Origin of the sequence: Streptomyces kronopolitis (assembly GCF_014646275.1) — a bacterium.
Taxonomy (GTDB): domain Bacteria; phylum Actinomycetota; class Actinomycetes; order Streptomycetales; family Streptomycetaceae; genus Streptomyces; species Streptomyces kronopolitis.
The window spans coordinates 1-20570 of record NZ_BMND01000031.1 but is presented as its reverse complement, the minus strand read 5'-3'; the positions used below and the strand labels follow the sequence as shown (position 1 = coordinate 20570).

General features: G+C 72.8%; 15 protein-coding genes and 1 tRNA gene. 5 read left to right on the top strand and 11 right to left on the bottom strand.

Translation table 11 applies throughout. The features are described from left to right. Positions 1-108 precede the first annotated feature (108 nt). The 3 genes from IEY78_RS26590 to IEY78_RS26580 all read left to right on the top strand — a co-directional run bounded on the left by IEY78_RS26590 (position 109) and on the right by IEY78_RS26580 (position 5607). Positions 109-837: an integral membrane regulator gene (locus IEY78_RS26590; protein ID WP_189102448.1), complete on the top strand. Its 729-nt coding sequence runs from the start codon at positions 109-111 to the stop codon at positions 835-837. A gap of 12 nt (positions 838-849) precedes the next feature. Continuing rightward, a tRNA-Pro gene (locus tag IEY78_RS26585) sits at positions 850-923 on the top strand. Between the two features lie 694 nt (positions 924-1617). Then, a complete protein-coding gene (locus IEY78_RS26580) occupies positions 1618-5607 on the top strand; it encodes an NACHT and WD repeat domain-containing protein (RefSeq protein WP_189102446.1) in 3990 nt (1329 codons plus the stop codon). A gap of 410 nt (positions 5608-6017) precedes the next feature. On the opposite strand, the gene IEY78_RS26575 is transcribed toward IEY78_RS26580, so the two are convergent. Then, positions 6018-7235 carry an amidohydrolase family protein gene (locus tag IEY78_RS26575; protein ID WP_189102444.1) on the bottom strand — a complete coding sequence of 406 codons (1218 nt, stop codon included), beginning with the start codon at positions 7233-7235 and terminating at the stop codon, positions 6018-6020. A gap of 195 nt (positions 7236-7430) precedes the next feature. Between IEY78_RS26575 and IEY78_RS26570 the strand changes: the two genes are divergently transcribed. Continuing rightward, positions 7431-7883: a DoxX family membrane protein gene (locus IEY78_RS26570; protein WP_189102442.1), complete on the top strand. Its 453-nt coding sequence runs from the start codon at positions 7431-7433 to the stop codon at positions 7881-7883. 362 nt (positions 7884-8245) lie between these two features. Further along, entirely contained in the window at positions 8246-10045 is a 1800-nt protein-coding gene (locus IEY78_RS26565) for a S9 family peptidase (RefSeq protein ID WP_189102517.1), read from the top strand. A gap of 252 nt (positions 10046-10297) precedes the next feature. Here the strand turns inward: IEY78_RS26565 and IEY78_RS26560 are convergent, their stop codons facing one another. The 10 genes from IEY78_RS26560 to IEY78_RS34905 form a co-directional block, all read right to left on the bottom strand. Continuing rightward, positions 10298-11560, bottom strand: coding sequence for a cation diffusion facilitator family transporter (locus tag IEY78_RS26560; protein WP_229700193.1), 1263 nt, complete (start codon positions 11558-11560; stop codon positions 10298-10300). Positions 11561-11688: 128 nt separating this feature from the next. Next, positions 11689-12654 carry an SURF1 family protein gene (locus IEY78_RS26555; RefSeq protein WP_189102440.1) on the bottom strand — a complete coding sequence of 322 codons (966 nt, stop codon included), beginning with the start codon at positions 12652-12654 and terminating at the stop codon, positions 11689-11691. A gap of 96 nt (positions 12655-12750) precedes the next feature. Beyond that, positions 12751-14472 carry a hypothetical protein gene (locus IEY78_RS26550; RefSeq protein WP_189102438.1) on the bottom strand — a complete coding sequence of 574 codons (1722 nt, stop codon included), beginning with the start codon at positions 14470-14472 and terminating at the stop codon, positions 12751-12753. Further along, positions 14469-15044 (bottom strand): SigE family RNA polymerase sigma factor, encoded by a 576-nt coding sequence (locus IEY78_RS26545; RefSeq protein ID WP_189102436.1) that lies wholly within the window; start codon positions 15042-15044, stop codon positions 14469-14471. Before IEY78_RS26545 ends, IEY78_RS26550 begins: the two co-directional genes overlap by 4 nt. Positions 15045-15529: 485 nt before the next feature. Further along, positions 15530-16660: an aspartate-semialdehyde dehydrogenase gene (locus tag IEY78_RS26540; RefSeq protein WP_189102435.1), complete on the bottom strand. Its 1131-nt coding sequence runs from the start codon at positions 16658-16660 to the stop codon at positions 15530-15532. Beyond that, complete coding sequence (locus IEY78_RS26535; protein ID WP_069572832.1) at positions 16657-17928, bottom strand: aspartate kinase; 1272 nt, start codon at positions 17926-17928, stop codon at positions 16657-16659. The genes IEY78_RS26540 and IEY78_RS26535 overlap by 4 nt, the downstream gene beginning before the upstream one ends. A 398-nt stretch (positions 17929-18326) precedes the next feature. Next, the gene (locus IEY78_RS26530; RefSeq protein ID WP_189102433.1) at positions 18327-18989 is read right to left on the bottom strand and encodes a DUF5063 domain-containing protein; all 663 of its coding nucleotides are present in this window, start codon (positions 18987-18989) and stop codon (positions 18327-18329) included. Next, entirely contained in the window at positions 18982-19581 is a 600-nt protein-coding gene (recR, locus tag IEY78_RS26525) for a recombination mediator RecR (protein WP_018089931.1), read from the bottom strand. The genes IEY78_RS26530 and recR overlap by 8 nt, the downstream gene beginning before the upstream one ends. A 51-nt stretch (positions 19582-19632) precedes the next feature. Next, complete coding sequence (locus IEY78_RS26520; RefSeq protein WP_078568662.1) at positions 19633-19983, bottom strand: YbaB/EbfC family nucleoid-associated protein; 351 nt, start codon at positions 19981-19983, stop codon at positions 19633-19635. Between the two features lie 158 nt (positions 19984-20141). Further along, entirely contained in the window at positions 20142-20363 is a 222-nt protein-coding gene (locus tag IEY78_RS34905) for a hypothetical protein (protein ID WP_268240335.1), read from the bottom strand. Positions 20364-20570 lie beyond the last annotated feature (207 nt).

The window sequence follows — 20570 nt, the reverse complement described above, 5'->3', positions numbered from 1 at the left end:
CCCGCGCCCGCCCGCGGGGGCGACGGGGCCCGGCGCGGGCTCTCCCGCGCCGGAGTTTTGCCGGACGGGGGCTCCCCCGCCCACTGATCATCGCCGTAACGTGGAGGAATGTCCGACCCCACCCGGACCTCGCAGTCCACGCGCCACGCATCCGGCCCCGCCGGCGCCGCCGCCCGTACCCCGGCAGCTGCCGTCGCCCCCCGGATCCGCCGCCCCCGGGCGGCCGCCTTCCGTGCCCTCATCAGCGCGGCCGCTCTCACGGGCACGCTCCTCGCGGCCGCCGGCGCCACCGCCCCGGCCACGCTCCTCGCCCGCTTTCCCGTGCAGGCCAACCTCGCCGCCGCGCTGATCTTCGCCGGCGCGGCCCATCGCGCCTGGAACGGCCGCCGCGCGGTGAGCCCCCGACTCACCGGCGCGCTGCTGCCCTTCCTCCTTCTCCCCGCCGTCCTCCACCACGCCTTCCCCGCGGCCGACTCCACGGCCTTCGCCCTGCCGCACGCCACCGCGCCCACCGTGCCCCAGGCCGTCGCGCATCAGCTGCTCTTCGCCGCGACGCCCTTGGCCGCCCTCGCCGACTGGCTCCTGCTGACGGCGCCCCGCGGCTTCCGTGCGGCCTGCATCTGGCAGTGGTCGGTCTACCCCCTCCTCTACCTGGCCTTCGCCCTCGCCTTCCCCGCCGTCGCCGGAGCCCCGTCGCCCGGCGCCGCCCTCGCGCTCGGCATCGGACTGGCCGGCTTCCTGCTCCCCTTGATCGTCATCGGGATCGACCAGGTCAGGCCCGCTCCCCGGCTCCGCGGGAACCGGATTTCACCTACGGGGATCGGTCCGCTAAAGTAGAGCTCGTTGCTTCGGGGTGTAGCGCAGCTTGGCAGCGCGCTTCGTTCGGGACGAAGAGGTCGTGGGTTCAAATCCCGCCACCCCGACTGAGAAGTAGCAGTTCAGGCCCGGTTTTCGGAAACGGAAACCGGGCCTGACGCGTTCTCCGCCCGGGTGGGGCGGACGGCTTGGGAGAAGGCGGGGAGCGGGGTGGGAAGTGCGCGCCCGTGAGCGCCGCCCGCTGACGCTCGTTCAGAGGTTTTTCCCGCGCGCGGAGCACGACATCGAAGTGATCCGCGCCACAGTCGGCAGGCGGGGACAACGCCGCCCGTCCGGGAAGTACTTGACCGCCACCGGCCTCCGGGCCCGCACGCGCTCCCCCGTGCCGCGCCGTTCGGCACCGGTCCCTCCCCTCGTGGGGACCGGTACCGAAGGGCGCGGCTGCGCCGATCCGCGCCCCCCGTACCGGCGCGGAGCGGGCCTGGCGGCACCCGTGGTCGTCGTGGCGGCAGTGCCTGGCGGGGTCCGCGCGCCAGGGGGGCTCACGCTCCTGCGCCCGGTCCGTGACCACCGGCGTCACTCCGGCGGAAGCTACGAGACCTTGCCCCAGGGGTTGTCATTCCGAGCGCCGGGCTGTGGCCTGTGAGGGCGACGCCGCGTTGCTGCGCTACTGCGTCGTGATCCTGTCAGGTGTGGCTCCCCCCGAGGAGATCTTGGCATCGGGCCGACGGCATCGTCGCAGGTCAGCCAGGTAAGGTGAGTTTTCCGGTCCGGATGTCCAGACGCGGGGGGAAGTAAGGAGTGGAGACCTTGAGTTCCGGCTCAGGGGCACGCACGGCCTTCGCGGAACGTCTCGCGCTGCTGTACAAGGAGGCCGGCAACCCTCCCCTCAAGAAGGTGGCCGAAGCGGTCGTCCGGCTGCATCGGGTCGACGAACGAGGGCGCCCGGTGCGGGTGTCCGTGCAGCGGATCAGCGACTGGCGGCGGGCCAGGAACGTCCCCGCCCAGTTCGCCGCCCTCGCCGCGGTGCTGCACGTCCTGATCCCCCAGGCACGGCGGGCGCGGCCGGCGCCGGTGTCCGCGGGACTGTACGACCTGGCGCAGTGGCAGCTGTTGTGGGAGCGCGCGGTCGGCGACCGGGCGAGCGCCCCCGGGGAGGACGAGGAGCGCGTCGCGGCCGAGGCTCCGGCCGTGCCCGGGGTGTGCCCCTACCGGGGGCTGGCCGCGTACCGCCGGCACGACGCCCGGTGGTTCTTCGGACGGGAGCGGAGCACCGCCGCCCTCATCGCCCAGCTCCGCGCGGCGCGGGAGTCGGGCGGCCTGGTCATGCTCGTGGGCGCCTCGGGGGCGGGGAAGTCGTCGCTGCTGAACGCCGGTCTGCTGCCCGCCGTGCACGGCGGCGCGCTGGACGACGGGAACGGCCGGGCGCGGGAGGTGCTGCGGCTGGTGCCGGGCGCCGATCCGCTGGCGGAGCTGACCCGCCGGATACCGGAGCTGGCCCCCGTCGCCACCGCCGCGCCGGAGCCGGAGGCCTGTGCTCCGCATCGCGCGCAGGCGGTGCGGGAGGCCGCCGCGGCGTGGGCGCGGCGCGCGGCGCCCTCCGGAGCCCGTCCGATCCTCGTCGTGGATCAGTTCGAGGAGGCCTTCACGCTCTGCTCCGACGAGGCGAGCCGGCGCACGTTCATCGCGCTGCTGCACGCCGCGTGCACGCCCGCGGCCCCCGGTGATCCGGCCCCCGTCCTCGTCATCCTCGGCATCCGCGCCGACTTCTACGAGCAGTGCCTGGGCCATCCCGAACTGGCCGACGCCCTCCAGCACCGGCACATGGTGCTCGGGCCGCTGACCGCCGCTGAGTTGCGCGAGGCGGTGACCGGCCCGGCCAAGGCGGTGGGGCTGGAACTCGAACCGGGGCTGGCGGAGTTGATCGTCCGGGAGGTGAGCGCCGGCGGCCTCGGCGGCGCGCACGACGCGGGGGTGCTGCCGCTCCTCTCCCACGCCCTGCTCGCCACCTGGCAGCGGCGCAAGGCGGGGCGCCTGACGCTGGCCGGCTACCGCGCGGCGGGCGGCATCCAGGGAGCGGTGGCGGCGACCGCCGAGCAGGCCTGGTCCGGTCTCGACCCGACCGCACGCACCGCCGCGCGGCTGCTCCTGCTGCGACTGGTCCGGCTCGGCGAGGACACCCAGGCCACCCGCAGGCGGGGGACGCGGCGCCAACTGGCGGAGGAGTCCGCGGATCCGCGCAGGACGGCGGAGTCGCTCGAAGCGCTGGTGCACGCCCGGCTGGTGACGCTCGACGCGGAGGCCGTGGAGATCACCCATGAGGCGCTGCTGCACGCCTGGCCCCGTCTGCGCGACTGGATCGACGAGGACAGGAACGGCAATCTGCTGCGCCAGCGGCTGGAGGAGGACGGCCGGGCCTGGGAGGGCGCGCACCGCGACGCCTCGCTGCTCTACCGGGGTTCGCGGCTGGAACAGGCCCGTACCTGGGCGCAGTCCGCCGGCGACACCTTCCTGACCCGGAACGCGAAGGAATTCCTGGCCGCTTCGGACCGGCTGCGCAGGCGCACGGTCCGGATCGGCCGCGGTGCGGTGGCAGCGCTGGCCGTCCTGGCGGTGATGGCGGCCGGTGCGGCGGTGGTCGCGTGGCGGCAGCGGGACGACGCGGTGTTCGCGCAGGTGCTCGCCGAGGCCGACCGCGCCCAGTACACGGATCCGTCGCTGTCCGCCCGGCTCGACCTGGTGGCGCACCATCTGCGGCCGGACGACGCCGGCACGGACAGCCGGCTGATCTCGACGGTGAACGCCCCACTGGCCACGCCGCTGCTCGGGCACACCGGCGCCGTCTACCTCACCTCGTTCAGCCCCGACGGGCGGATTCTGGCCACCGCGAGCTACGACCGCACCGTCCGGCTGTGGGACGTGGCCGACCCGGCGCGCCCCGAACCCCTGGGCAAGCCCCTGACCGGCCACACCAGCTGGGTGAGCACCGCCGTCTTCAGCCCGGACGGCCACACCCTCGCCAGCGCGTCGGACGACGGCACGATCCGGCTGTGGGACGTGCGCGACCCCGGCCATCCGCGCCCGGTCGGCGCGCCCCTGACCGGCCACGGCGGCTCGGTCTACCTGCTCGCCTTCAGCCCCGACGGGCGCACGCTGGCCGCCGCCGACGAGGACCACACGGTCCACCTGTGGGACCTGCGCGGCGCGCACCGGCCCAGGCCGCTCGCCACCCTGACCGGCCCCACCGACGCGGTGCGCTCCGTGGCGTTCAGCCCCGACGGGCGGACGCTGGCGGCCGGTGGCGACGACCGCGCGATCCGGCTGTGGGACATGGCCGACCGGCGTCATCCGGCGCCGGTCGGCCGGGTGTTGAGGGGCCACGGGGGCGTCGTGCACTCCGTGGCCTTCAGCCCGGACGGCCGTACCCTCGCCAGCGGCAGCGCGGACGACACCGTACGGCTCTGGGACGTGGCCGCGCCACGGCGGGCGACGCCGCTCGGCGCGCCCCTCACCGGCCACACCGGCCCCGTGTGGTCGGTGTCCTTCAGCCCCGACGGGACGATGCTCGCCGCCGGCAGCGCGGACAGCACCGCCAGCGTGTGGAACGTCCGCAATCCGGCGTACCCCTCGCAGGTCGGCGAGCCCCTCGCGGGCAGCAGCGGGGAGATGTACACCGTGAGCTTCAGCCCCGACGGGCACACCCTCGCCACCGGGAGCGGCGACAACAAGGCCCGCCTGTGGTCGATACCGGCATCGGACATGACCGGCCGCATCGGGGCGTTCCGCCCGGACGGACGGGTCCTCGCCACGGCCGCGCGCGACGGCCGGGCGCGCCTGTGGGACGTGCGCACGCCCCGGCGGCCGGCCCTGCTGGGCGCGCCGTTCGCCCCCGGGAAGGGCGGTGTGCGGTCGATGGCGTTCTCGCCGGACGGCCGCACGCTCGCGGTGCTGGCAGCCGACCACACGGTGCGGCTGTGGAACGTCGCCGACCCGGCCCGGCCGAGCCCCTGCGGGCCGCCCGTCGCGCTGCGGACGCGCTACGCGGGCGCCGGCGCGCTGGCCTTCAGCCCGGACGGGCGCACCCTGGCAACCGCCCACGACGACCGCACCGTTCAGCTGTGGGACGTCCGAGCCCCGTCCCGCATGCGTCCGCTCGGCGCGCCGCTCGCCGGCCACACGGGCTACGTCAACTCCCTCGCCTTCAGCCCGGACGGCCGCACGCTCGCCAGCGGCGGCGCGGACGCCACGGTCCGGCTGTGGCGGGTGGCCGACCCGCGTCACGCCACCCCGCTCGGCGCCCCCCTCAAGGGGCACCTGGGCCCGGTCAACCGGCTCGCCTACAGCCCGGACGGCCACACCCTGGCCAGCGGCAGCGACGACAACACCGTCCGGCTCTGGAACGTCACCCACCCCTCCCAGGCCACCGGGCTCTCCACGCTCAAGGGCCACACCGAGGCCATCGTGTCGCTGACGTTCAGCCCGGACGGTCACACCCTGGCCAGCGGCGGCAACGACGACCGGGTCCAACTCTGGAACGTCGCCCTCCCCGCCCGGGCCACTCCCCTGGGCCCCTCGATGAGCCCCGACGCCAAGACGGGCAGCTTCCTGTCGTTCAGCCCCACGAGCCGTCTGCTCGGCGTCTCGAGCGGCGCCGATTCCGTACGGCTGTGGAGCCTGGACTCCGACGAGGCGATCCACCGCATCTGCGCGACCACCCGGGGCGTTCTGACGCGGGAGACCTGGCACGCGTACCTGCCCCGCCTCGCGTACACCTCGCTGTGCGGCGGGTAGCGGGAGCCGGCGCACGGCCCAACCCGATTTGCACCGGTACCGGACGGAAATATTCCACTCACCGGCCCCACACGCCCCCTCAGCCCCCGTTTCCCGTGCCCGACGGACCACGCCGAGTGATCCCGGTCACAACACGACATTGCAACCGGGAAGTTGGCTCCCCGCCCGAGCAGCCTTGTTAGTGTTGCCCCAGCCCGATCGCTGGTGCATCCCCCGTCGCCAGCGGTCGGGCATTTGCATGGGCGCAGGGAGGCGGAGGCCCGCCGAGATCCGGAGGCGTCCCTTCCTGGAATCCGGAGCGGGCGACTGCCACGGCGGACGGGCCCTCCCCTCCGCCACGGCGGACGGCCCCCTGGACGCGACGCCGGCCGAGCCGGGCCGGGCCGGGCCGGGCCGGGCCGGGCCGCCAATCACCCCTGGTCAAAGGGCAGTTCCAGCATCCGGATCGCGTTGCCGCGCAGGATTTTGTAGGTCACGTCCTCCGGGAGGCCCGCCACGTGCTCGGCGGCCACCTGCTTCGTGTGCGGCCAGGTCGAGTCCACGTGGGGGTAGTCGGTCTCGAACGTCGCGTTGTCGACGCCCACCGTCCGGATCGCCTCGACGCCGTGCCTGTCCCGGAAGAAGCAGCAGAAGATCTGCCGGTAGTAGTAGGACGACGGCGGCTCGGGGATCAGGTCCTTCACCCCGCCCCACGCCCGGTGCTGCTCCCAGACGTCGTCGGCGCGCTCCAGGGCGTAGGGAATCCAGCCCATCTGCCCTTCGCTGTAGGCGAGCTTCAGCCGTGGGAACTTCACCAGGACGCCGCTGAACAGGAAGTCCATCATCGAGGCCATGGCGTTGTTGAAGCTCAGCGAGGCCTGCACCGCCGGAGGCGCGTCCGGCGAGGCCGCCGGCATCTGCGACGACGACCCGATGTGCATGTTCACCACGGTGCCGGTCTCCTCGCACGCGGCGAAGAACGGATCCCAGTACCCGCAGTGGATGGACGGCAGGCCCAGATACGTCGGGATCTCGCTGAAGGTCACCGCCCGTACGCCGCGCGCCGCGTTGCGCCGGATCTCGGCGACGGCGAGGTCGACGTCCCACAACGGGATGAGGCACAGCGGAATCAGCCGGCCGCCGCTGTCCCCGCACCACTCCTCCACCATCCAGTCGTTGTAGGCCCGGACGCAGGCGAGCCCGACCTCCTTGTCCTCGGCCTCCGCGAACGTCTGGCCGCAGAAACGCGGAAACGTGGGGAAGCAGAGCGACGCCTCCACGTGGTTGAGGTCCATGTCCGCCAGCCGGGCCTTGGGGTCCCAGCATCCGCGGCGCATCTGCTCCCGGGTGATCCCGTCCAGCGTCATCTCGTCGCGCGAGAAGCCGACGGCGGCGATGATGCGCTTGTACGGGAAGATCAGCCCCTCGTACCGCCACCAGTCCGTGATCTGGCCCTCGGGGTCGGTGGTGAAGCGGTACTTCCCCCCGACGTACTCCAGCTCTCCGATGCCGGCGGTGAAGGGCTTCGGCCCCTTGTCGCGGTACTTCTTCGGAAGCCAGGTCTCGAAGAGGTGCGCGGGCTCGATCACGTGATCGTCCACGCTGATGACCTTGGGTAGCTCCGCCGTGCCGCTGTTGCTGCTGCTCACGCTGTACCCCCAACTGCCCGCCGGTGCGTCACACCCTCACACTCCGGAACCCGATTTCTGACGACCCATCAGTTCTGAGGTTATGGGCTGCCTCCTTCGGCGACAAGGCGCGGCCGGGAACTCCACCCCTTGCGCGATCGCACGGCGTCCGCTGAACTGACACATCGTCAGTTCAGTGACGGGCGAGGGGGCAGCATGCACACGATCTGGCTCAGCGGTGCCGAATGGTTCGCCGTCCTCCGCATCGGCCTCGGGCTGTGGTGGCTGGAGAGCTGGCGCCACAAGGACAAGAAGACCTGGTTCGCCGGCGGCGGCATCACCTGGGCGGCCGGCATCGCGGCGGAGCACCGGTGGCCCCCGGTCCGCACGAGCTTCGAGCGCCTCGTGAAGCCCCGTCCGCGGTTGATGGCGTACCTCGTCGCCTACGCGGAACTCGCGCTCGGCCTCGGGCTGATCGTGGGGTTCCTGACGCCGATAGCCCTGGTCGCGGGGGCCGTACTCAACCTGATCTACCTCGTGCTGATGATCCACGACTGGGCGGAGCAGGGACAGAACCTCATGATGGCGCTGGTCTCGGTCACGGGGCTGCTCGCCGTGAGCTGGCAGAGCTGGTCGCTCGACGGGGCCTTGGGGCTGTTTCTGCGGTAGGGGTGGGGGTGGCGGGCATGCCGGACCCGGCGGGGCGCTGTTGCGGTCGTACTGCTCGCTCGCGGTGTGGAGGGTGCGCACTCGTCCCACCTCGTGCGAGGGGTCTCCCGCGCGTCGTCGGGGCTCGTTCGTTGTCGCATTCGGCGAAGTTATCCACAGCCTGGTGACCCTCGCCGACGGATTCCCGGCGCCGGGCGCAGAATGGGCTCATGACTGACGAGACGACCGCAGGCCCAGCTCACGCCACCGAACCGACCCCCTCGACACCCCCTACCCACCAGGGATCCGGGCCGACGGACTCGGCAGGCCCCATAGCGGGAGCGGCGGGTCCGGCGGCGGCCTCCGGCGGCGCGGCGGACGCGATGCCGGACTGGGAGAAGCGCTTCCGCGCGCCGCGGATCGGGCTGCCGGACTGGGCCGAGGACGCCCCGGACCGCTCCCTGTTCGTCTCGAACGCCACCGGCACCTTCGAGCTGTACTCCTGGGACCGGTCGACCGGCGCGCAGCGGCAGGTCACCGACCGCCCCAACGGCACCACGGACGGGACACTGTCGCCGGACGGCCAATGGATCTGGTGGTTCTCCGACACCGACGGCGACGAGTTCGGCGTCTGGATGCGGCAGCCCTTCGAGGGCGGCCCGGATGAGCCGGCCACCCCGGGGGTCGCCGCCGCCTATCCGGGAGGACTGGCGATCGGCCGGGACGGAACCGTGGTCGTCGGATGCTCCACGGACGAGGAGGGCTCCACGGTCCATGTCGTACGGCCCGGAGAGCCTCCGGTGGAGATCTACCGGCACCGCGAATCGGCAGGCGTCGGCGATCTCTCGCACGACGGCTCGCTGATCGCCCTGGAGCACACCGAGCACGGCGATGCGATGCACTCCGCGATCCGCGTCGTCAGGGCCGACGGCTCCACGGTCGCCGAGCTCGACGACACCGCCGGCGGGACCCAGGAGCTGGGCCTGTCGGTGATGGGCTTCGCCCCCGTCGACGGGGATGCCAGGCTGCTGGTCGGACACCAGCGCGGCGGCCGTTGGGAGCCGATGATCTGGGACCCGCTGACCGGGGTGGAGACCGCCCTGGAGATCGACCTCCCCGGAGATGTCGGCGCCGACTGGTACCCCGACGGGTCGGCCCTGCTGGTGGAGCACGAGTACCAGGCCCGCAGCGAGCTGTGGCGCTACGAGTTGGGCGAGCCGGGTGGGACCGGACCCGCGGCCCGGCGTCCGCTGACCCGGGTCGAGACCCCGGACGGCACGGTCTCGGGTGCGACGGCCCGCCCCGACGGCACGGTGGAGTTCCTCTGGTCGTCGGCGGCACAGCCCCCGGAGGTGCGCTCGACCAGCGGCAAGGTCGTGCTGGACCCGCCCGGCATGAAGGCCCCCGGATCGGTCCCGGTGCGCGACGTCTGGGTGGAGGGCCCGGGCGGCCGCATCCACGCGCTGGTGCAGCAGCCCGCGGGCGACGGACCCTTCCCGACGGTGTTCGACATCCACGGCGGCCCGACCTGGCACGACAGCGACGCTTTCGCCTCGTCGCCCGCGGCGTGGGTGGACCACGGCTTCGCGGTCGTCCGCGTCAACTACCGCGGTTCGACCGGCTACGGCCGCGCCTGGACGGATGCGCTCAAGCACCGCGTCGGGCTGATCGAGCTGGAGGACATCGCGGCGGTGCGCGAGTGGGCGGTCTCCTCCGGGCTGGCCGACCCGGAGCGGCTGGTACTGGCAGGCGGCTCATGGGGCGGCTACCTGACACTGCTGGGACTCGGCACCCAGCCGGAGGCCTGGGCGGTGGGCCTGGCGGCGGTCCCCGTCGCCGACTACGTCACGGCGTACAACGACGAGATGGAAGCCCTCAAGGCCATGGACCGGACCCTGCTGGGCGGCACGCCCGAGGAGGTCCCGGAGCGCTTCGAGGCCTCGTCGCCGCTGACCTATGTGGACGCGGTGCGGGCACCGGTGTACATCTCGGCGGGCGTCAACGACCCGCGGTGCCCGATCCAGCAGGTGGAGAACTATGTGAAGCGCCTGGAGGGCCGCGGCCATCCCCACGAGGTCTACCGCTACGACGCCGGCCACGGCTCCCTCGTCGTGGAGGAACGCATCAAGCAGGTCCGCCTGGAACTCGACTTCGCCCAGCGGCATGTGGGTGCGAAGGACTAGTTGACCGGCTGGGTTCTGGGGGGCGGGCGTGGGTTGAGGCTTGGGCTCCGGGGCTCGCTCTGGCCTCGCTCTGGCTGAGGCTTGGGCTCCGGCCTTGGTCTGGCTGAGGCTTGGGGTGGGGCCGGGCTGGACTGGGCTGGGCCGGGCCGTAAGTCGGCCATGGGCAGGTGGTGGTGGAGGTGGGTGGGAGGGGGGCGGCCCCCGGGGGGGTAGAAGAGGAAGGCAGCAGCCCGACCCGGCCACTTCACCCCGTCACCCCGCCCCCGCCCCAACTCCCCCTTCAACTCCCGCACCCGCACCGGCCCCCACACCCGCCTCCGCACCCGCACCCGCAGCCACACCGAATCCTGCACCCACCCCATGGTGCGCCAACACCGCATGCGGGTCCGTGCCGTTGGTGGTGTGGTCGGTGTGGACGGTCGCCGCGGTGAGGCGGGGGACGGCGTGGATGAGGGCGTGTTCGGCGGCGACGGCGAGTGCGTGCGCCTGCACCACGGTCAGCCGGGAGTCGACGACGATGTCGGCCTCGGCACGCAGGGTATGGCCGATCCAGCGCATCCGGACCTGGCCGACACCGCGGACACCGTCCACCGCGCGCAGGGCGCCCTCGGCGGCGTCGAGGATCTCGGGGTCGACGGAGTCCATCAGCCGCCGGTAGACCTCCCGGGCCGCGTCGCGCAGCACGATGAGGATGGCGACGGTGATCAGCAGGCCGACGAGGGGGTCCGCCGCCCGCCACCCGAGGGCCGCGCCGCCCGCGCCGAGGAGGACGGCGAGCGAGGTGAAACCGTCGGTACGGGCGTGCAGGCCGTCGGCGACCAGGGCGGCCGAGCCGATCCTGCGGCCGGTGCGGATGCGGTAGCGAGCCACCCACTCGTTGCCGAGGAACCCCACCACGGCGGCCGCGGCCACGGCCCACAGATGGGTGACCTCGCGGGGGTTGAGCAGCCGGTCCACGGCTTCGTAGCCGGCCAGCGCAGAAGAGGCGGCGATGGTCAGCACGATGGCGATGCCCGCGAGGTCCTCGGCACGGCCGTAGCCGTAGGTGTAGCGGCGGTTCGCGGCCCGTCTGCCGAGCACGAAGGCGATGCCCAGCGGAACGGCGGTCAGTGCGTCGGCGGCATTGTGGATGGTGTCGCCGAGCAGCGCCACCGATCCCGACAGCGCGACGACCACCAGCTGGATCACGCTGGTCAGGCCCAGGATGCCGAGCGAGAGCCACAGGGTGCGCAGGCCCTCGCGGGAGGACTCCATCGCGGCGTCGACCTTGTCCGTGGACGCATGGCTGTGCGGGGAGAGCACATGCCCGAGCCGGTGGCGCATCCGCGACCAGCGACGAGAGCGGTGCGGCGGCCGAGGCCCGGACTCGTGCCCGCCGCCCCCGGACGTCTGCTCGCCATCCGGGCGGGGGCCGCCGTCGACGCCCTCATGGCGGTCACCGGACACGTGATCATGGTGGCGGTGGTCACGGCGCGCGTGCTCATGGCCGTGCGGGTGAGTGTGGTTGCCTGCCATACGGCCAACCGTGGCACGGCTGCTCCATTGCAGCTACTGCCGTGGTACACCCTCTGACCAGGTGCGACATCGTTGCAGCAACGGCGGACGCCCGCCCCGGGCCGGTGCGCCCCCGGACCGGCCCGCCCTCAGACCCGCCCGGCCCGCGCCGCCTCGCCCTGCTCGTCGGCCCGTTCCTCGGCCCGTTCCTCGGCCCGTTCCTCGCCCCGACCCGCCCCCGAGCCGTCAGCCCGGTCGCTCTCCCGCTCGGCCCCGGACGAACCCCCGGCCGCGACCGCCCCCGCCCCCACGCCGCCGTCGTCCCCCTCCGGCAGGATGCCCAGCGCCGCGTCCTTGGCTGCTTCGGCGTCGCGGCGGAAGAGGCGGAACCACATGAACACCACGAAGCCCGCGAAGACGAACCACTCGCCGGTGTAGCCGAGGTTCTGGAAGGCCTTGAGGTCCAGCCCGCTGCCCTCGACGGCGGCCGGCGGGACGGCGGTCAGCGGCGCCCGGGGATCGGTCTGGGTGATCCACGCGTCGTAGACCGTGTACGGCACGATGTTGACCAGCGACGCCGCGCTGATCATGCCGAGCTGTCCCTGCGGCAGCCCGCCGCCGGCCTGCACGCCGTCGGTGCCCTGGTTCTCGGAGGCCTGGAGCGCCCCGGTGACCGTCACCTCGCCCTTGGGCGGCGCGGGCACCTTCGCGGTGTCGGCCTTCGAATCGGCGTCGCCGGGCAGCCAGCCGCGGACGACCGGGAGCGCCTTGCCACCGTCCGTCCGCAGCAGATCAAGGACGTAGAAGCCCTGCCGCTCGCCGCGCTTGTCCTTCAGGGTGCGGTCCGGCACGAGCAGTTGGTGGCCGGCGTCATAGTGTCCGCGGGCGCTGGCCTGGCGGCCGGAGGTCACCGTGTCGACGGGCAGCAGACTCTCCAGCGGGCGCGCGGCCGCCGCCTTAGCGCGGGCGGAGCGGCTCTCCTGCTGCTGGTGGTCCTGGACGCGGCCCTCGAAGCGGCTCAGCTGCCAGCTCCCCATGAAGATGCAGAGCGGAATCGCCAGTACGGCGAACACGTTGATTCCCCACCACCGCGGGGTCAGCAGGAACCGGTACACGCCCATAACGGTACGGGGCCCCCGCCATCGGGCCGCACCGCCCCCTCCGCACCGGGCCCCGCCCACCGGGACCTGGCACTTCCCCGGACCGGACGCCTAGCGCGGCGCCGCCAGCGCTTCCGTGCGGTAGACGGTCCCGGCGCACGCGTCCGCGACCTTGGCGTCGGCCGCGGCGGGCTCGCCGGCCTCCGGGGTGTGGCTGAGGACGATGCCGCCGGCCGCGGCCCCGCTGTCGCCGGAGCCCGTGTCGCCGCCCGCCTGGCCGCCGCCGTCACCCGCCGCCGTGGACCCGGTGTCCGCGGACTGTCCGGCGTCCTTGGTGGGCTCGGGGGTCGGCGAGGGCCCGGGGTTGGCGCAGCCGGTGGCGCCGCCGCCGGACTGCGGGATCCAGGCGAACTTGACCTCGTAGGACTCCCCCGGCTTGAGAACCAGCTGGTCAGGGGTGGTGGCCGGGTCGGGCAGGCCGGTGGCTTCGTCGCCGGAGGTGTGGTCGACGACATGGATGCGGTCGGGGTTGGTGGAGCCCTGTGCGACCACGCCGACGGTGCCGCCGCCGTCCACGGAGCACGCGGTGCTGGAGGTGTTGACCACCCGGAACGCGCCGTAGACGCGGCCCGCGGAGTCCGCCGTGCCGACCGTGCTGGTGCCCTGGCCGAGCTGTTCGCGCCCGCAGACCGGAGAGGTGACGTCCATGGTCTCGTCCGGGGCCGGGGTGCCGGCGCCCGCTCCGTGGCCCGCGCCGTTCTTGCCCGCGGTCCGGTCCCTGCCGCCGTGCCGGTCCGCGCCCGGCGGCCCGCCGCCCGCGCCGGGCGGCCGGGGCCCGGCCTGCTCGGTGCCCTCGCCGTGGACGCCCTCGGCGCCGCCCTGGGTGTGCCGGCTGCTCGCCGTGTTGGCGGGCCGCTCCCCGGAGCTGTCGGCGAGGTTCGCCACATGGACCATGGCGGGGATGGACGTGCCGCCGAGCAGCAGTGCGGCCGCGGCGCCCACTACGGCATGGCGGCGGCGCTGCCGACGGGCTGGCACGGCACGGCGCAGCTGCTCCAGTGCGTCCGGGGAGGGTTCGAGGTCGCCGACGCGGGACTGCAGCAGCCGCCGCAGGTCGTCCTCGCCGCCGAAGCCGCCCGTGGGATGGCCGGATCCGGGTCCCTCGCCGGAGCCGCCGCTCCCGCCGCCGAAGGCGCCGCCGTCGGGGCCGCTGCTGCCGGAGGCCGCGCGGTCGTAGGCATGAACGTGCTCGCCGTCGTAGGGGCGGCTGCCGCGGCTGTCGTAGGCGTGCCCCTCGTCGTGGTCGTAGGCGCGCCTGCCGTGTTCGGCGTACGGGGAGTCGCACGGGGAGGGGTCGGCCGCGTCACCGGTGTCCGCCGTGTCCGGTGCGGCGGTGTCCGGTGCGGCCGCCCCGACAGCGATGTCATCGCCGTTGCCGGATTCTTGGCCGGAATTCGCCCCTTTCCCGCACGGGATGCCGCGCCGGTGGTCCTCGGGCCCGTCGCCCCCGGGCCCCTGGGCCGTACGCGCCGCGCACAGTCCGCGCGCCGTCTCGCCGGGCCTGCCCCGCGCGCCGGCGTGCCGCCCCTCCGCGCCGGGCGTGCCCGGGCGCCGGTGCTCGTCGGGGGAGCCGTACGGGGCGCCGGGAGGCGGGGGGCCGGTCGGGGCGAGCCGGTTGCCGTGGGGTGTGCGGTGGTGCATGGGGTCTGTGGGGTGGGGTGGGGTGCCGGGGTCTCTCAGGGTGATCGGGGTGTGTGCGGTGGGCGGGGGGCTCGCGTCGCGCGTGCCCCGCGAGTCGTACGGGTCGTACCGGCCGGACGTCGTGCCGTTCATGCCGGGGTCTCCATGGCGACGCGGAGCGCCGCGATGCCCCGCGACCCGTAGGCCTTGACGGAGCCGAGCGATATTCCCAGCGTCTCGGCGACCTGCGCCTCGGTCATGTCGGCGAAGTAGCGCAGCACCAGCACCTCGCGCTGCCGGCGTTGGAGTCCGCGCATCGCCTGGATCAGCTGGTCCCGTTCCAGCAGGTCGTAGGCACCCTCCTCGGCGCTCGCCATGTCGGGCATCGGCTTGGAGAGCAGCTTGAGCCCGAGGATGCGGCGGCGCAGCGCGGAGCGCGAGAGGTTGACGACGGTCTGCCGGAGGTAGGCGAGGGTCTTCTCGGGCTCGCGCACCCGTCCGCGTGCGGAGTGCACGCGGATGAAGGCCTCCTGGACGACGTCCTCGCAGGAGGCGGTGTCGTCGAGGAGCAGCGCGGCGAGCCCCAGCAGGGAGCGGTAGTGCGCGCGATAGGTCTCGGTGAGGTGGTCGACCGTGGTGCCCGCTGCCATCGCGTCGTCAGATTCCCCGCGTTGCGGTGGGATCTGTGCGGGTCGCGCGGCGGGCCAGGGAGCGATCACCGGCATGCTCCCGGCCACACGGGAACGCGGCGGGCGCACTGCCGTGCCGGCCGCTGCGCCCGCTGGGGCGATGGTGAATCCGAGTACCTCTGCCACGCTTGTTGGACACGCTTCCCCCCACAAGGGTTGTACGCGCAAGGCACCGCTTTTGACGATGCATCAAATGCCCTCATGCGTACCAGCTCTTCCTGAATGCCCTGTTTTCCCCTACGCGCACGCCCGCCGGCCGGAGCGCATCGTGCGGCCCGCGGGTCCCCCGGGCCACCCCTTGAGGGGCGGCCACAAAGACGCGCCCCGCCCGACTGCCGGTTGCAGCGTGGCGGGGAGCGCATGGTCGAACGGATCGTCAGCCCAGATCAAGAGAGGGGCACCGGCGATTCGCTCACATAATCTTCACACGCCTCGCAAAGTATCTCCCAGATGGTCGGCGTACGGCGACCGATCGCGCCAAGTCGCGTACGCCACAGGGCCCGAGCCCCGATCCGCGCCCGCTACCGCTGGGCGTGCCGCCCCCGCAGCTCCGCCGCCACCAGCTCCCCCACCTGCGCGGTGTTCAGCGCCGCCCCCTTGCGCAGATTGTCCCCGCACAGGAACAGCTCCAGCGCCCGCGGGTCGTCCAGCGAACGGCGCACCCGCCCGACCCAGGTCGGATCCGTGCCGACGACATCGGAGGGGGTGGGGTACTCGTCCTCGGCCGGATCGTCGCACAGGACCACCCCGGGAGCCGCGGCCAGGATCTCGTGGGCGCCGCGGACCGTGACCTCGTTCTCGAAGCGGGCGTGCACGGACAGCGAGTGGGTGGTGAGCACCGGCACCCGTACGCAGGTCGCGGTGACCGGCAGGTCCGGCAGCCCGAGGATCTTGCGGGACTCGTCGCGGATCTTGAGTTCCTCGGAGGACCAGCCGTCCTCCTGGAGCGAGCCGGCCCAGGGCACCACATTGAGCGCGATCGGCGCCGGGAACGGCCCCAGGGTGTCCCCGGCGGCCCGCCGCACATCGCCGGGCGCGGTCCCCAGCTCCGTGCCGGCCACCGCGGACAGCTGCCCGCGCAGGGTGTCGATGCCGGCCCGCCCCACCCCGGAAACGGCCTGGTAGGAGGAGACGATCAGCTCGCTCAGCCCGTACTCGGCGTGCAGCGCCCCCAGCGCGACGATCATCGAGAGCGTCGTGCAGTTCGGGTTGGCGATGATGCCGCGCGGGCGCACCCGTGCCGCGTGCGCGTTGACCTCGGGGACGACCAGCGGCACGTCCGGGTCCATCCGGAAGGCGCCGGAGTTGTCCACGACCACCGCGCCCTTGGACACCGCGACCGGCGCCCACTGGGCGGCGACCTCGTCGGGGACGTCGAACATCGCCACGTCGATGCCGTCGAAGGCCTCCTCGCTCAGCGCGACGACCTCCACCTCCGTACCGCGCACGGTCAGCTTGCGGCCGGCCGAGCGGGGGGAGGCGATCAGCCGGATCTCGCCCCAGATGTCGGCGTGCTCGGAGAGGATGCCCAGCAGAACGCCGCCGACGGTGCCCGTGGCACCGACGACGGCGAGCTGCGGCCGGGCGGCCGGGCGGGCGTCCGCCCCCGCCGAGTCAGCGTGGGACGGACGGCCCGCCTCGGCCGGAATCATCGCCCGGTGCCGCCATAGACCACGGCCTCGTCACTGTCCGTGTCGAGTCCGAAGGCGGTGTGGACGGCGCGCACGGCCTCGTTCACGTCATCGGCGCGGGTGACGACCGAGATGCGGATCTCGGAGGTCGAGATGAGCTCGATGTTCACGCCGGCGTTCGACAGCGCCTCGAAGAAGGTCGCCGTGACGCCCGGGTTGGTCTTCATGCCCGCGCCGACCAGCGAGATCTTGGCGATCTGGTCGTCGTAGCGCAGCGAGTCGAAGCCGACCGCCGCACGGGTCTTCTCCAGGGCCGCGACGGCCTTGCGGCCCTCCGTCTTGGGCAGCGTGAAGGAGATGTCGGTCAGACCGGTCGACGCGGCGGACACGTTCTGCACGACCATGTCGATGTTGACCTCGGAGTCCGCGATCGCACGGAAGATGCGCGCGGCCTCGCCCGGCTTGTCCGGGACCCCGACGACCGTGACCTTCGCCTCGGAGGTGTCATGTGCGACGCCCGAGATGATTGCCTGCTCCATCGGCTGGTCCCCTTGCGGTTCGTTGCTGACCCACGTGCCCTGCAGTCCCGAGAAGGACGAGCGGACATGGATCGGGATGTTGTAACGGCGTGCGTACTCGACGCAGCGGTGCAGCAGCACCTTGGATCCGGAGCTGGCCAGCTCCAGCATGTCCTCGAAGGAGATCCAGTCGATCTTCCGGGCCTTCTTCACGACCCGCGGGTCGGCGGTGAAGACACCGTCCACGTCGGTGTAGATCTCACAGACATCGGCGTCCAGGGCGGCCGCCAGCGCGACGGCGGTCGTGTCCGACCCGCCGCGGCCCAGCGTCGTGATGTCCTTCTTGTCCTGGGACACGCCCTGGAAGCCGGCGACGATGGCGATGTTGCCCTCGTCGACGGAGGTCTTGATCCGGCCCGGCGTGACATCGATGATCCGTGCCTTGTTGTGCACGGAATCGGTGATGACACCGGCCTGGCTACCGGTGAAGGACTGCGCCTCGTGACCGAGGTTTTTGATCGCCATCGCCAGCAGGGCCATGGAGATCCGCTCTCCGGCGGTCAGCAGCATGTCGAACTCGCGCCCCGACGGAATCGGGGACACTTCCTGCGCGAGATCGATCAGCTCGTCCGTCGTGTCGCCCATCGCCGAAACCACCACGACAACCTGGTTGCCGTTCTTCTTGGCTTCGACGACTCGCTTGGCAACGCGCTTGATGCCCTCGGCATCCGCAACGGATGAGCCGCCGTACTTCTGCACGACAAGGCCCACGTGCGCTCCTCGCAACTGTCTCATCGGGAGTTTCCTCCCGGACCCCCGGAAATGGGGGTACTGCGGTCGGCTCAGTCTAACGAGCAAGCGGAATCCGCCCTGCTGATACCGCATCGTGAGACGCGTGACTCACTCCTTGACCACCGTGATCGGCTTGATCACCATGGCCACCTGAACTCGTGAGTTCCGCGTCCCGCGGGCGGTATCCACACGGCGCACCGTTGCGCCTGCCCGGCGAGCACATGCCCGCTCCAGCCCGGTACACACGAAAACGTAACCCAGCTCACAGGGTCCGGCCACGGCGCGGGGCATCACGCGGCGGACGGCGCCGGGCGCCTCGCGCGCCCCGGCGGGGGACGCCGGACGGGGCGCACGGCCCCGGGCGGCCGCCCCCGGGCTCAGCTTCCCCGCAGCCCCAGCGGGCCCGCGATCTCCGCCGCCATGACCCGGCCGGCCTCCTCGGCGAGCCGCTCCTCGTCGCCGGTGACGTCGCTGTCGGTGTCCAGGCCGTCCAGCTCGACCAGCGGCTGGTCGAGGCGCACATGGGCGACCAGCGACTGCAGCGCGCGCAGCGCGGCCGAGGCGGTCGGGCCCCAGTTGGAGAGGTAGGAGAACTGCCACCACCACAGGGCCTCGCTGACCCGGCCCGCGCGGTAGTGCGCCAGGCCGTGGCGCAGATCGGTGATGATGTCGGCCAGGTCGTCGGAGATGCGGCTGGCGACCGGCTCGCTGCGCGGCACGTACGGGTCGAAGACCTCGGAGTAGACGTCCACCGGGTCGAGCAGGGTCGCGAAGCGCTCACGCAGTTCGTCGACGTCCGCCTCCGGGCCGATGTCCGGCTCGTAGCGCTCGTCGGGGACGAAGTCCTCGTGGGCCCCCAGGCGGCCGCCGGTCAGCAGCAGCTGGGAGATCTCCAGCAGCAGGAAGGGCACCGCGCTGTCCGGCTCGTCGCCCTTGGCGACCTCGGTCACCGCGACGATGAAGCTCTCGATCGAGTCGGAGATCGATACGGCGAAGTCGTCCGGGTCCTGTGTCGCGTTGTGCAGCGTGGCATCAGACATCGAGAAGTCTCCTCCCTTCGAAGGCCCGCCCGAGCGTGACCTCGTCCGCGTACTCCAGATCGCCCCCGACCGGCAGTCCGCTGGCCAGTCGCGTCACTCTCAGGCCCATGGGTTTGATCATGCGGGCCAGATAGGTGGCCGTGGCCTCGCCCTCCAGATTCGGGTCGGTGGCCAAAATCAGCTCGGTGACGGTGCCGTCCGCGAGCCTGGCCAGCAGTTCCCTGATCCGCAGGTCGTCGGGGCCCACGCCCTCGATCGGGCTGATCGCCCCACCGAGGACGTGGTAGCGACCGCGGAACTCACGCGTCCGCTCGATCGCCACGACGTCCTTGGGCTCCTCCACGACGCAGATGACCGCCGGATCGCGCCGGGGGTCCAGGCAGACCCGGCACTGCTCCTCCTGCGCCACATTGCCGCAGGTGCCGCAGAACCGGACCTTCGCCTTGACCTCCATCAGCGCGTTCGCGAGCCGGCGGACATCGGTCGGCTCGGCCTGAAGAATGTGGAAGGCGATCCGCTGCGCGCTCTTGGGACCGACGCCGGGCAGCCTGCCCAGCTCGTCGATCAGGTCCTGGACCACGCCTTCATACACGGAACGTCTTCTTTCTCTTCTGCCGTGCTGCGTACGCTAGTTGGCTACTCCTCAGAAGGGGAGACCGGGGATTCCGCCACCGCCCAGACCCTGGGCGAGCGGGCCGAGCTTCTGCTGCTGCAGCTGCTGGGCGCTGGCGTTGGCGTCCCGGACCGCCGCCAGGACGAGGTCGGCGATCGTCTCGGCCGTCTCCTCCGCGGAGTCGGTGTCGATCGCCTTGGGGTCGATGACCAGGCCCGTGAGCTCACCGGAGCCGGTCACCGTGGCCTTGACCAGGCCGCCGCCCGCGGAGCCCTCGACGGGTGTCTCCGCGAGCTCCTGCTGGGCGGCCGCGAGATCCTGCTGCATCTTCTGGGCCTGCTGAAGCAGCTGCTGCATATTGGGCTGACCACCGGGGATCACGACGTGACTCCTGCCATACGACAACGATTGGTGCGGTAGCCCGAGCCTACGTGTTTCACCGCCCCCGCGCCCTACGCCGGAGGGAGGAGCACGGATGTACGTCCGGTGTACGTCTGCTGACCTGCTCAGCGGCCGCCCGGGGCGCTTGTGGGCGCCGTCTACTCGTTGTTGAACTCCTCGATCACCGTCGCGCCGAGTTCGCGGACGATCAGGTCGTGGCCGCTGAGCGCGGAGTCGACGAGGTCGGCGTCGTCCTCGGCAGGCATGTCGTACTCGATCGACGCCGGCGGGGGCTCCGGCGGCGTGTACGAGGGCTCCGCCACGGGCCCGCCCTGGCCGCCGCCCGCGGACGCCGCCGGCGACACGGCCTCCCGGGCCATCCGCGCGCCCTGACTGCCGCCTCCGCCGCCGCTGCCTGGCGCCTGGCCGCCCGCTCCGTACCCGCCCCCGGACGACGGGGGCGCCGCCGGGCCGCTCTGCTGCGGCGGGGGCTGCGGGGCACCCGCCTACGGCGGAGCCAAGGCGCAGTGCAGCGAGACCACGCAACTGCACCAGGGGCCGCCGCCTCCGACGCACGAGCCACCCGC